Consider the following 13,181-nt stretch of genomic DNA (forward strand, 5'->3'; position numbering starts at 1 on the left):
ATAAAACCAACTTTTATACTATGATTAAAATAAATATAGTTAATTAATAATAACTTATATAATAGTGTAATAAATTATTAAATAATGTTATTGCATAATTTTAATACTAATGTTTAATATTAATTATTCATTCTAGAAGGTTGCTTTAAAATGTTAAAACAAGCTGCTCTTATTGCATTATTGGGTATGTCTGCATCAGCTATGGCTGGTCAATGGCAAGTGAAAGTTGGTGGTTCTGTGGTAGCCCCTACTTCTGACACAAGTATTTTAAACGGCGCAGTAAATGTTGAAGCAGATCATGAATATGCATTTACACCATCAATTGAATATTTCTTTAATGACAACATTTCAGCTGAATTACTTTTAGCAACGCCAATAAGTCATGATGTAAATGTTACAGGTGCTGTAGATGCTGGTGTGAAGGTTAAACATTTGCCACCTACAATTACAGCAAAGTATAACTTTAAAAACAGTACACGTTTCACACCGTACATTGGTGTTGGTGGTACAGCATTCGTTGCTTGGGATGAAAAGTCTAGCCTAGGCAAAGTTAACGTAAAAGAAAGCTTTGGTTTTGCAGGTCAAGTTGGTTTTAACTACCAACCAGCTGATGCGAAAAACTGGGGTGTATTTGTAGATGCACGTTATGCTCAAATCAAGCCTGAAGTGCAAATTGAAGGTGTTCCAAACTTCGATTTAGACATCAACCCAATGATTTATACTATGGGTTATAGCTACAAATTCTAAGAACAGAATTTGCAGTAAAAGCCTCGTCATTAGACGGGGCTTTTTATTTGCCTATATGTTGATCATGTGTAATTTGAGCAGATTTGTCCTGTTTAATTTCAGCTAAGTTGTTACAGTATAAGAAAAATGTACAGATTTATTTGGGGATGAGCATGAAGCTTGTGGTGCTTTTAAGTTGTATCGGTTTTGCTTTAGTTGCAGTCAATACTCAAGCGGCCAGTTTTAATTGTGCCCGAGCAAATACCACAACAGAACATGCGATCTGTAAGCATAGGGGATTAAATGATGCTGATGTTAAAATGGCGACGACATACAGCATTGTGAAGCGTTTAGTGCCTATGGGTACACGTGGCTTGATTCAAGATGAGCAATTCAAATGGTTGGCCTTACGTGACCAATGTTTAGATAATGTCAGTTGCTTAACGGACGTGTATAAAATGCGCCAGCAAAAATTAGATTTATATTTAGAGCGCATTTATAAAAAAGGTCCATTTTAATGCTGAAAAAATCAGCAGTAGAGGATTGAAAAAAAGCAAACTTACTCCATTCATATACACAGTTAATAAAAAAATTGTTCATGAATATGAGGAGTAAGCAATGAGCGAGCAGAATACCCAAAAACACAGTTTCCAAGCAGAAGTGGCCCAACTACTGCATCTCGTAACCCATTCGTTATACTCAAATCCAGAAATTTTCCTGCGCGAATTAATTTCAAATGCTTCTGATGCATGCGATAAATTACGTTTTGAAGGTATTAACCATCCTGAATATTACGAAAATGATCCAGATTTGCATGTTCGCGTTAGCTTAGATAAAGACAATAAAACCATCACTATTTCAGATAATGGTATTGGTCTTAGCCAGCAAGAAGCCATTGATAATTTAGGGACGATTGCTAAATCTGGCACCAAAGATTTTATGTCTAAACTCACAGGTGATCAAAAGTCAGATGCTCAATTGATTGGTCAATTTGGTGTGGGTTTTTACTCAGGCTTTATTGTTGCAGAAAAAATTACGGTGGAATCACGCCGTGCAGGTGAAGAGGCAACCGACGGTGTACGCTGGATTAGCGGTGGTACGGGTGATTTTGAGGTTGAACAGATTAGTAAGGCTTCACGTGGAACAGACATTATTTTGCACTTGCGTGACGATGCGTTGGAGTATTTAGAGTCTTATAAAGTAAAGCAAATTATTAATAAATATTCTGATCATATTAGCCTACCAATTGAAATGCAAAAAGAAGTTTGGCAGGAAGAAGAATCAGCAGAAGGTGAAGCGCCAGCTGGCGGTCAATATGTAAAAACGGATGAGTGGGAAGCGATTAACTCAGCCAGTGCATTATGGACGCGCAATAAAAATGAAATTACAGATGAACAATATACAGAATTTTATAAAAATCTAAGCCACGACTACGAAGCACCATTGGCTTGGGCACATAATCGCGTAGAAGGAAATACAGAATATACGCAGTTACTGTATATCCCAAGCAAAGCGGCCAGTAATATTTTTACCCGTGAAGCAAAAGCTGGCATTAAGCTGTATGTGAAGCGTGTATTTATTTTGGATGAAGCAGATAGCCTGATTCCAAACTATTTGCGTTTTGTGCAAGGTGTGGTGGACAGTGCAGATTTGCCTTTAAATGTCAGCCGTGAGCTTTTACAAGAAAGCCGTGATGTGAAGACCATCCGTGAAGGCAATACACGACGTATTTTGACCGTCTTAGATGGTCTAGCGAAATCTGAAGATGTCCAAGATCAAGAGAAATTCAAAACCTTCTATGCTGAGTTTGGCTCAGTACTCAAAGAAGGTTTAGGTGAAGACTTTGGTAATCGTGAGCGAATTTTAAAATTATTACGTTTTGCGACATCTACAAATGATGATGTGAGCACTGCATTAACTGACTATAAAGCGCGTATGAAGGCTGGTCAAAAGGCGATTTACTATGTCACTGCAGATAGCTTAACTGCGGCAAAGAACTCACCCCAACTGGAATTGTTCAAGAAAAAAGACATTGAAGTGTTGTTGATGTCTGAGCGTGTTGATGAATGGGCGATGGAATTCGTGACAGAATTTGATGGTCTACCAATGCAAAATATTGCGAAGGGTGCAGTTGATCTAGGCGATTTACAAGATGCCGAAGAGAAAAAAGCTTTAGAACAGGCAGCTGAACAATTTAAGCCAGTGATTGAAAAACTATCTGGTTCATTAAAGGACAAAACCAAAGAAGTACGAGTGACAACACGGTTGGTTGATTCTCCGGCATGTTTAGTGACAGGTGATGGTGAGCTCTCACCGCAGTTGATTCGTATGTTGAAGCAAGCAGGTCAGGCAGTGCCAGAGAGTAAACCAATTTTAGAAATTAACCCTGAGCATCCGTTGGTGAAAAAGTTAGAGACATCAAATCAATTTGATGACTTGGCCAATGTGATTTTTGATCAGGCCGTGATTGCTGAAGGTGGTTTACCTGAAAACCCAGCGGAATACATTAAACGTATTAATAGTCTGTTATTGAAGTAATTAAGTATCACACTCAAAATATTTAGCCTCCTTTGGGAGGCTAAATATTTAGCATGATTCATTTAAAAAACTAGATTTAAAACAGCGCCTCTAAACGAACCAATGCCCCTAGAAAGTGGCTACGATCAGCACGATGATCATTCAGATAATTTAAATCACCTTGCACAAAAAACCATTCGCGTAATACAGGTTGGCGCCATGATACAAATGGGCCATAGCTATTTAGGCGTAAGTCACTGTCATTATAATAACCCCCGGTATAAAGCCCGTAGCTAAAGCTATTGCCTTTAAAAAACTGGTGTTGACGAAAACTAAAATTGTCCCAGCTTAAGTCGTCATCTTGTGCATCAGCATACGTGAGGTTGAATTGATTGGATAAAATAGGATGATGAGGCTTACTTTGGGTAAACTCTAAATTGGTACGCAGATAGTTTTTGCTATCAATACCATAACGGTAAATTTGCTCTGCACGAAAGCTAAAATCATTGTCTAATTGCCAATCTTTAGATGCCTTCAAGCGGGCATAAATATCACTTCCAGAACGTATCCCGAGGTCAAAGTCGGTTGTAAAAGGGACGTGTTTAGAAAACTCTGACCAACGTATGGCAATAGAGCCATTATCTTCACGGGTTTTTTTGTTGTCGATATTTTTATTATTTTGGCTGGCTGGGTTTTCATTGGTAATCGCCACATTATTAGCCAATTCATTGTCCAGACTATCATCACCAAAAACCACACTCACTTTTTGCTCTAGGGTGGGGAGCTTAATTTTCCCTCGAATTCGAGGACTTAGCTCATAACCATCATGTTTATTCCATGTGCTGTCTAAGATGACCCGTAGTGTTGCAGACGCTGGGTGGTTAGGGTTGGTATCGCCAAACCAATTATCAATTTTATGTGCTGTACGATCGGCCCATTCGCGAATGTTTTTTTGTTGTCGATCGGGCCATGTCGAATTTTCAGTTTCTGAAGTGGTGGGTACTGTACTCTCTTCAGATTGCTCAGGGAATACTGTTGGTGTTGCATCAATCAAGCGTGGTATTTGATATAACAATCCCTGTTCTGTGCTATCAGTCTCTGTCATTTCAGTGGGCGGATTTGCTGTATCGGCTGCAAAGCTGGACATACAGCTTAAACTCGCACTAAAAATAAATAGGCTATAAGCAAAAGGTTTTTTTATTGTTCGCATTCGACTTTATCCCTTGTACTTAATGATCATCTTTTTAGTGTGGTGAAAAAGCTGACTTAAAACAAGGCAATATACAAAAAGACAGCAATTATTCCAGCTCAGTTTGTTTGAGGGTTTGATACAGGGTCAAAACATCAATCGGTTGGGGCATCTCCAAAATAATATTGTGAATGCGTTGCCATGTGATGTCTTGTTGGCGATTGAGCAACAAGTAAGGGTAGGCAGATTCTGAATGATCAAAGGCCATTCGATTTTCGCCATGAATCACTCGGGTCTTATTCCGTTCTAAGAGCAATAAAATAGGGGTTTGACGTGTTGCAGCTGCTTCTTCAAATAGAATGAATTTTTGGGTATGCACCAAATGCGCTGGAATATAAGGATAGTAATGATCCATCGACCACAGTAAATGAGCGCGTTGCTGATAAGCACGAAATAGCAAATCGGCATCTGTAAAGTCCATGCCTAAGCTATTGAGGCTCAGCTCTTTAATGGCTGCGATATGCAAATTAGCATGGCGACAATATTGATTTAATAGGCGCATGGCAGCGCTATGATCATGTGCACCAAATAGCAAAATATACTTAATAAATTTATTATCACTATCGATTTGTTCAGCCAAGGTTGCTGGCATGTTTTGCCATGTCTCAATGGCATTGGCATGCATGATCAGCGTGGCATGCTGATCAAGCTCAGGCATGCTTTCAATGTTTAAGTGTAATAAAACATCTTCAGTGGCTGTTTTGGGGGAGATGACCTGTACTGTTGCTTTGAGTTTAAATAAAGCGATTTGTTCAGGTGCAGTAAATTCCTGACTTGGCAATACCTCCACCACTGGCATCGGCGTGAGTTCTTCGATCGGTGTTGGCTTAAACTCGAGGATAGGGTCGGGGATTAATAGTGTATGCACACTGAATTCGGTGTGTGTAGGTACATCGGCATCTAAGCTAATCTCTTCTGCTTCTGCTTCTGCTTCTGCTTCTGTTGTTTCGGGTTCATCATTTAGAATGAGGGCCGGATCAGTCAAAGGATCTGTTTCAGTGCTAATGACTTCATCAAAACAATAAGGTGAAGTGTTTTCTGTAACAATCTCATGAGAAACAACACTATCCAATGGTAGTATTTGCTGCGCGTGTAATAATGCTTCATCGGTCAATAGACCATGTTCGGTATGCTGGGTCTGCATTACTGCAAAACTCTGTTCTAGCGTTCCCCACGGGCTTTGCCATGGCTGCGTCAGCTGGGGGGTGTAAACAATCACTTTCCAGCTTGCATTGCTATGATGTAAAAGTCCCCAGCCTAGCTGATGTTGTGAGCCAAATTGCTCTAATAGGGCATCTTCTTGTTCAAAATAGCCGACAAAACTCAGTGCATAAGCACTTTGTTGAGCAAACTCAATGGCAGAAGCCTTAGGCTCTGAGCGGCGTTTAAATTCTGCTTGTTGCTTATGAAAAATAGGTTCATCGCATAGCTTGAAAATTTGCTTAATTCTATTCTTTGATTTGGCAATTTCAAAAAAATTAAGGCTACGATTCTCTAAATGATTGAGTAAATCATGGAGTTCTTTAAGGAGCTGTGCTTTTTCTAATACATTCATACCTACGATGCCCTTAAAAATATTTTTGTGTTTTTTCTAAATAAGCGCTCAGTACAATATTGGTGGCAAGTTCCACTATTTTATATTCTGACGAATTGGGTTCTGGGTATTTTTCTGCCATTTCAATTAAATGATCAATTTTAATAGCAAAGGGAGAAATTTTACCTTGTATCAATGCTTGTAGTTCTTGCATAACGCCGCCTGATGGACAAGACATTTATAAAAAAGAAGTTTTGATTATAGAGTGAGGTAAATGGAAACAGGAATAACAATCCGCATTTCTTTGCATGAATTTTTAAAAATATTGATCATTTTTTAATAAAAAAGTGAAATTTTAGTCATTTAGGGTAAAAAATTGTCATCATGATGCGAATGCTATGATGACAAATATGGTCATATTGAAATGTAGTTTTGCATGGAAAAAATGCAATTAAAAATACAAATAAAAATTTTGGATTGATGCTTACACAAAATAAAAGCAATAAAAAAACCAAGCTCCATAAAGGATGCTTGGTTTTTTAATGGAAAAATCTAGTTAAATAGATTAAGCCGCTTTTTGTGTCTCTGTTGTATCAGCTGCAGGTGCTTGAACTTCTGTTGCAGTTTCAGCTTGTACTGATTTTTTAACAGGGAAGTCAGGTACGTATACGATTTGAGCAGATACAGCAGAAGAAAGAGCTAAAACAGAAACAGCCAAAATAGATTGAAGTGCGTTCATCACAATATCCTAACAATCAAATACTCAACGATCTTGAGTAAGGAGAAAAGGTAAATCTTAAAAACATAAAAATAATAGCAAAAGTGGTATATTAAAAAATGATCGTTTCGGCAATACAAGATAAACGGCAATATAAATATATAATATAAAACATAGTGTTAGAGTTATTACTCTATAGTTTTTACTTCTGGTTTTAGGAATAAATACAAGAACTAAAGGCTTAATTTATTGATGCAAAATACATCATTTACAGTTAAAAGCTTCATCTTATAGAGAGGGAGTTTTACTGAATTTGCTCATGCATGATGTAGCGAAACAACAGTTTCGTTGAATGTTTATATTGAGCTATTTCAGTTGCAGAATAGGTGGGTGATTATTTGGTGCTGGTGTTAAATATGCTCATTGAAACAGGTTTAAGCTGGTGGTCTGCCATCACGCGGTCTCTTATCTAACCATTGGCGACAAATGCAGAATTTGAGGAGCTAAAAGCAAAAAAAATTCCCTACGGATAGAGAATTTTTTTTGAAATTTGAGTTCACATGAAAATGAACTTAGTTTTCAGGAGTTTCGCACTGATCATCATTGCATTGATTTGCATTTTTTGTTTCAGGTGGAGCAGTAGCTTTATCTAACACTTGTAAAAAGACTTCTTTCGGTTGCGCACCAGCTAAAGCAATTCTTTCATCAAATACAAAGAATGGTACACCCGTAACTTTGAGTTGCTCACGTGCAACCTCTTCATCAAATTTCACAAAATCAGCAAATTCATCTGAATCGAGCAAATCATCAACCTCAACAGGGTTTAAGCCAATACGTGCAGCCACATCTTCAAGGGTTTCGCGTTCACCAATGGCAAGACCTTGGGTCATATAGCTATAAAATAAAGCTTCTTTCGCTTCATTACCCAGACCTTTGCTTTGCGCTAAATGAATCAGGCGATGGGCATTAAATGTATTGCCTGAATTGGCATTTTCCCAATTGAATTCAATACCTTCTTCTTTAGCCATGCTGGCAATATTGCGTTGCATGTCTTCAACTTCAGCGACTGTGCGACCATATTTTTGTGCAAGGCGTTCTGAATTGGAAACTGTTTGGCGTGTTGGTGCTTCTGGGTCAAGTTGGAAACTGTGCCAATGAATTTCTAATTCGACACCTGCTTCTTCAGCCGCACTCTCTAAACGTTTTTTTCCAATGTAGCAAAATGGACAAACCACATCTGACCAAATATCAACGCGCATAATTTTTCTCAACCAATCGTTTTTATAAATTATTGGGGCGAGCTTGAGAATTTAAAGCGTATTTGAGAGCTAGAAAATAAAAAAATACAGCACATCTTTGGATGTTTTTAAAAATAAGAAATGTCCACTTAATTTATAGAGAAACTTAATTAAAAAATCAGAACAAAAAGAAAAAATATAACACTTGGTCTGAACATTCTGGATAAATGGTTAATTATTATGCTAAAAATTAAATCCTAATTAAAATGAAAAGAACCTCATCCCCTAGGGGTAATTTTTCTTTTTAGCTTTGCTAATTAATTTTTTTTTCATGTTGTGCCGTATTTTTTAAGCACTGAATAGATACAACTTAGCGCCCTTAATTATCAAGCTTTGGGCGCTAATTTGACGATATGAGGGAATCGCTATGATTAAACGATCTATTTTTATTGGTTTGGTTGTCGGTTTGTCTTTTGAATCCATGGCGGCATATTCATCACCTACAATGATGTCGTTGGATAATGATGCTTTAAGTATGGTGATTGGGCAGGGGGTGAGCAATATGTCGACTGAAGATCCTTATGGTCTGAACTTAGATGTTATTCGCCATCAGATTCAGCAATTTTTTGCCCCAGCGTCTGCTCAAGCGGCTGCAGAGGCCACGACCTTTGGTAAGTTGTTTCAGGTTAATGAAAAAGGGGAACTTTGGTTATCAATACAGCGTAATGTGGTTTCTATTGGAACCATCGAGTGTGATATGAATTTTGATGGAATGAAGAGCTTAGGTAATCAGCTTGCTAGTGAAATTAAATTCTATTGATGCTTCAGTTTTTCTGAGTGCACATGCCATAAAAAAAGCACCCTGAAGAGGGTGCTTTTTTACATGCTAGAGATGCTTAAGCTGATTTAGCTTCTGTTGCATCTACCAACATACGGCCTTGCTCTTCAAAGTTAGAGTGCCAAGAAAGCGCTTCACGAAGAAGATGAGGTGTTTGACCGCCTTTTGCACATGCACGTGCAAAGTAATCATTCAATGCATCGCGGTACATAGGGTGTACACAGTTATCAATAATTGCACGAGCACGTTCACGAGGTGCTAAACCACGTAAGTCTGCTAGGCCTTGCTCGGTTACCAATACATCTACGTCATGACCCGTATGGTCTACGTGAGATGCCATTGGTACTACTGATGAAATGTCGCCACCTTTCGCAATAGATTTTGTTACGAAAATAGCAATGTGAGCATTACGCGCAAAGTCACCTGAACCACCAATACCGTTCATCATTTTGCTACCACATACGTGAGTTGAGTTTACGTTGCCGTAAATGTCGAACTCAAGCGCAGTGTTAATGCCGATGATGCCTAAACGACGTACAAGTTCAGGATGGTTTGAAATTTCTTGTGGACGAAGTACTAATTTGTCTTTGTACGCTTCAAGATTGTTAAATACTTTTTCGCCGTATTTTGCAGAAAGTGTAATTGACGAACCTGAAGCAAATTTCATTTTGCCAGCATCGATAAGTTCAAATGTACAGTCTTGAAGAACTTCAGAGTACATGATGAGGTCTTCGAAGTTTGAATCTTTAAGACCAGTCAATACTGCATTGGCAATTGAACCAATACCAGCTTGAAGCGGGCCTAAGTTTTTCGGTAGGCGTTCAGCAGCAACTTCTTTTTCAAAGAATGCAATCAGGTGATTGGCAATACCTTGAGTCTCATCATCTGGTGCAGTCACTGTTGATGGAGAATCATGTAATTCGTTGTTAAATACGATACCTACGATTTTTGAAGGATCGATATTAATTGCGTGTGTACCAATACGCTCTTCAACATGAGTCAATGGAATTGCTTGACGTGTTGGGCGGTAAGTAGGGATGTAGATGTCGTGTAAACCTTCAAAAGCTGGGCTTAAGTTGGTGTTGATTTCGACAATTACTTTTTCAGCAAAAATCGCAAAGCTTGCAGAGTTACCTACAGACGTTGTTGGAATGATGCCACCGTCTTCAGTGATTGCAACAGCTTCAATAATAGCAACATCAGGCTTTTTCAATTGAAGGTTACGCATTTGCTCAACAGTTTCAGACAAATGCTGATCGATGAACATCACTTCGCCTTTGTTGATTGCTTTACGTAAAGTGTTGTCTACTTGGAACGGTAAACGACGAGCAAGTACGCCTGCTTCTGTTAATTTTTTATCTAAGTCATTGCCTAGAGATGCACCCGTGATTAAAGTAATTTTTAACGGGTTCGCATGCGCTTGTTCAACCAAGGCCAAAGGCACTGCTTTTGCTTCACCAGCACGGGTAAAGCCACTCATACCTACAGTCATGCCATCTTTAATAAATTCAGCAGCTTTTGCCGCGCTGATGACTTTATCGTGAAGTGACGCTAAACGGATGCGATCTAAAGACATCTTTTACTCTCATTAAAATCTCAAAACTGATACGGATTGTACCGATCAAAAAAGCCATTTTGCATACCTGTTAGGCTAAGGTCTAATTTTTTGAAAAAATGCGGGTATAAGAATTATTTATGGTTTTTATCTTTATGATTTTTAAAACTAAAAAAACAGTTGTTTAAGTAGTATACAAAACTGTTTGTTGTATTTTTGAACGCTTGTTAAAAGCGTTCAGTAAAACTTTGTTTAATTTTTTCCAATGGACTGATGTTTAAAACTTCATCATTTTCTAGCTTTTTGAGCGGTAAGGAAATGATCGCTTCTAGTCCGCCTTCGGGCCGATTATGAATTGAAAGTTGTCCAGAGTGAATATCGACAATTCGTTTTACAATGGCCAAACCTAATCCACTACCTTGTATTGTGCGGGCATCATTACCGCGTACAAAGGGTTGCATGAGGTCTTCAATTTGATCTTCAGGAATCCCTTCGCCATGATCAGCCACACTGATCAGGATATGGTCACCTTCATATCTGGTTGCAAGTTCGATTGGTTCAGCACCATAACGCTTGGAGTTGTTGATTAAATTACCAATGAGGCGTTTGAGTGAAAGGCTACGGGCTTGAATAACGGGAAGGTCTTGTGCATCGAAACGAATATCGAGTGGCTTAAACTGGATGACGAGCTCTTGTAGCAACATATTAATATCGGTGTCTTGAGGTTCTTCATCAGAACCATCACGCATATAAGAAATGAACTGATTTAAAATGGCATCCATATCTTCGACATCATAAATCAAGCCTTCTTTTAAAAAATCATCATCTGGCATCATTTCTGCACTGAGCCGAATGCGCGTGAGCGGTGTACGCAGGTCGTGTGAAATCCCTGCCAACATAATGCGACGGTCACGTTCTGTTTGGTCTAAGGTATAGATCATGTGGTTGAATGCTTGGTTCACTTCACGGATTTCTTGTGGTCCATGATTGGTTTCTAAATAGGGCGCACTCCCTGTTTTACTATAACTATTGGCTGCGTGTTGTAAGCGTGCAAGCGGACGGTTGAGCTGACGCACCAAGGTTAAAATAATAACTGCAGCAATAAGTGGAATACCGAGTAGCCAGCCTAAAATAAGTTCAGGGCTATAGTTGGCGTAGGTTTTGAGTGGCTCACGCACCCAATTGCCATTCATTTCTGGGGTTTGAATCCATATACGTGGGTCTGGTTTAAATTGAAAATAAACCGTGGCATTGTCAATGCGCATTTCCTTTGCCAATTTTTGTTCAATTTGATTGGTAAAGAATTCAGCGATGACTTTATCTTTAACGTTTGGAAATTCTTTTTTATCGGTAATGTATTCGATCCCGACTCGATTTTTTAGCCAATTATCCACATCGACTTCGGCATTGTTGTGAAAAATACGTAATTGTGGATTGTTGATAATTTCTAACTCAACAGCCAAATAGCGTGCATGTTGTTGAATTTCTGGTAAATATAAGGTGCGCCAAAAGAACCACAGCGACATAAATAAACTGAAAAATACGATAAATAAGACTAAAACCGTGGTGCGCATAGCTGCAGACCGGGGTTTGATTTTATCTAGGAAGCGTTCCCAAGGTGTCCGTTTTTTTTCGGAGTAGGTAACGTAGTCGGTAAACTCCTGTGGGTCGATGGGTTCGAGTTTCACGCAGAAATCCTTTAAGCAAATTTTTTGAAATGCAGTTTTTGTTCTTTGTGATGGAATCTTACTGCTGGAACGTTCTTTGGAAGGAGTTCGTTATGTTACTTTTAAAAAAAGTAACCAAAATTTTTGCCATTCGCTGAACTCGCGCACTTTAGTTTTATAAATTCAATTTCAAGCGGCTCAAACAGCAGCGAATGGCATTTCCGGACATGAGAGCCAGTGATTTGACTCTTATGCCAATTTTTTATTCCGCGCCATCTGGAACGAAAACATAACCTACGCCCCAAACCGTTTGGATATAGCGTGCACGGGCTGGGTTTTCTTCCACTAAACGGCGCAGGCGCGATACCTGAACATCAATCGAGCGTTCCATTGCGCCCCATTCACGACCACGTGCTAAATTCATTAATTTGTCACGGGTCAGCGGTTCACGTGGATGCTGTACCAAAGCTTTTAATACAGCAAATTCGCCAGTGGTGAGCGTTACAACTTGTCCTTCACGGGTGAGGGTGCGTGTTGAAAGATCGAGTGACCATGGGCCAAATGAAACTACTTCCATTTGCTGGCTTGGTGCACCAGGTACTTCGCGTACTTGGCGACGTAATACAGCACGAATACGGGCTAAAAGCTCATTTGGATTAAATGGTTTTGGCAAATAGTCATCTGCACCAGCTTCTAATCCAGCAATACGATCTGAGTCACTACCACGTGCAGTCAGCATAATAATGGGCGTATCGATGCTAGATTGACGTAAACGACGGCAAATACTTAAACCATCTTCTACAGGTAGCATGAAGTCCAGCACAATGAGGGAGAACAGTTCGCGCTGAAGGAGTCGATCCATTTGAGTTGCGTCGTGTGCAGTTTTTACAACAAAGCCTTTATCTTCCAAAAAGCGCTGTAAAAGCGTACGTAAACGCACATCATCATCGACAACGAGGATGCGTTCAACGCGGTCAGTTTCGGTTTGTACGGCATCTGTTTTTTCAGCAGGTACAACTAAACTCATGATGTGCTCCTTTATTCTTTATTGTCATCGTAAACAAAAGTAGGTATGCCTTGAGTATACGATTCATTCATATCTATTTACTATGTTCTAAAGCAACAAATATTGCAGTTAA

Annotated in this window: 12 protein-coding genes; 4 read left to right on the forward strand and 8 right to left on the reverse strand. The window is 39.1% G+C overall.

Annotation, left to right across the window (positions count from 1 at the left end; genetic code table 11):
• Positions 1 to 150 precede the first annotated feature (150 nt).
• The 3 genes from DYI81_RS13610 (at position 151) to htpG (ending at position 3,264) form a co-directional block, all read left to right on the forward strand.
• Positions 151 to 747, forward strand: coding sequence for an OmpW family outer membrane protein (locus DYI81_RS13610; RefSeq protein WP_117007832.1), 597 nt, complete (start codon positions 151 to 153; stop codon positions 745 to 747).
• Positions 748 to 899: 152 nt separating this feature from the next.
• Complete coding sequence (locus DYI81_RS13615) at positions 900 to 1,244, forward strand: hypothetical protein (RefSeq protein ID WP_117007833.1); 345 nt, start codon at positions 900 to 902, stop codon at positions 1,242 to 1,244.
• A 100-nt stretch (positions 1,245 to 1,344) separates the two neighbouring features.
• Positions 1,345 to 3,264 (forward strand): molecular chaperone HtpG, encoded by a 1,920-nt coding sequence (gene htpG, locus DYI81_RS13620; protein WP_106985559.1) that lies wholly within the window; start codon positions 1,345 to 1,347, stop codon positions 3,262 to 3,264.
• A 76-nt stretch (positions 3,265 to 3,340) separates the two neighbouring features.
• Here the strand turns inward: htpG and DYI81_RS13625 are convergent, their stop codons facing one another.
• From DYI81_RS13625 to DYI81_RS13640, 5 genes are all read right to left on the reverse strand, one after another.
• Complete coding sequence (locus DYI81_RS13625; RefSeq protein WP_117007834.1) at positions 3,341 to 4,453, reverse strand: hypothetical protein; 1,113 nt, start codon at positions 4,451 to 4,453, stop codon at positions 3,341 to 3,343.
• Between the two features lie 88 nt (positions 4,454 to 4,541).
• On the reverse strand, positions 4,542 to 6,047 hold the full coding sequence (locus DYI81_RS13630) for a hypothetical protein (protein ID WP_117007835.1): 1,506 nt from the start codon (positions 6,045 to 6,047) through the stop codon (positions 4,542 to 4,544).
• 13 nt (positions 6,048 to 6,060) lie between these two features.
• A complete protein-coding gene (locus DYI81_RS13635) occupies positions 6,061 to 6,240 on the reverse strand; it encodes a hypothetical protein (RefSeq protein WP_117007837.1) in 180 nt (59 codons plus the stop codon).
• 351 nt (positions 6,241 to 6,591) lie between these two features.
• Positions 6,592 to 6,765, reverse strand: a complete 174-nt coding sequence (locus tag DYI81_RS17960; RefSeq protein ID WP_165382505.1) for a hypothetical protein — start codon at positions 6,763 to 6,765, stop codon at positions 6,592 to 6,594.
• Between the two features lie 551 nt (positions 6,766 to 7,316).
• Positions 7,317 to 8,003 (reverse strand): DsbA family oxidoreductase, encoded by a 687-nt coding sequence (locus tag DYI81_RS13640; RefSeq protein ID WP_117007838.1) that lies wholly within the window; start codon positions 8,001 to 8,003, stop codon positions 7,317 to 7,319.
• A 406-nt stretch (positions 8,004 to 8,409) separates the two neighbouring features.
• On the opposite strand from DYI81_RS13640, the gene DYI81_RS13645 reads away from it, so the two are divergent.
• Positions 8,410 to 8,802: a hypothetical protein gene (locus DYI81_RS13645; protein ID WP_117007840.1), complete on the forward strand. Its 393-nt coding sequence runs from the start codon at positions 8,410 to 8,412 to the stop codon at positions 8,800 to 8,802.
• Positions 8,803 to 8,878: 76 nt separating this feature from the next.
• Here DYI81_RS13645 and DYI81_RS13650 read toward each other — a convergent pair whose 3' ends face one another.
• The 3 genes from DYI81_RS13650 to ompR form a co-directional block, all read right to left on the reverse strand.
• Positions 8,879 to 10,396, reverse strand: coding sequence for an acetyl-CoA hydrolase/transferase family protein (locus tag DYI81_RS13650; RefSeq protein WP_106985551.1), 1,518 nt, complete (start codon positions 10,394 to 10,396; stop codon positions 8,879 to 8,881).
• A gap of 206 nt (positions 10,397 to 10,602) precedes the next feature.
• Positions 10,603 to 12,063: an ATP-binding protein gene (locus DYI81_RS13655; protein ID WP_117007841.1), complete on the reverse strand. Its 1,461-nt coding sequence runs from the start codon at positions 12,061 to 12,063 to the stop codon at positions 10,603 to 10,605.
• A 241-nt stretch (positions 12,064 to 12,304) separates the two neighbouring features.
• Positions 12,305 to 13,069 carry a two-component system response regulator OmpR gene (gene ompR, locus DYI81_RS13660; RefSeq protein ID WP_106985549.1) on the reverse strand — a complete coding sequence of 255 codons (765 nt, stop codon included), beginning with the start codon at positions 13,067 to 13,069 and terminating at the stop codon, positions 12,305 to 12,307.
• Positions 13,070 to 13,181 lie beyond the last annotated feature (112 nt).

Origin of the sequence: Acinetobacter sp. SWAC5 (assembly GCF_003419885.1) — a bacterium.
Lineage (GTDB): Bacteria > Pseudomonadota > Gammaproteobacteria > Pseudomonadales > Moraxellaceae > Acinetobacter > Acinetobacter cumulans.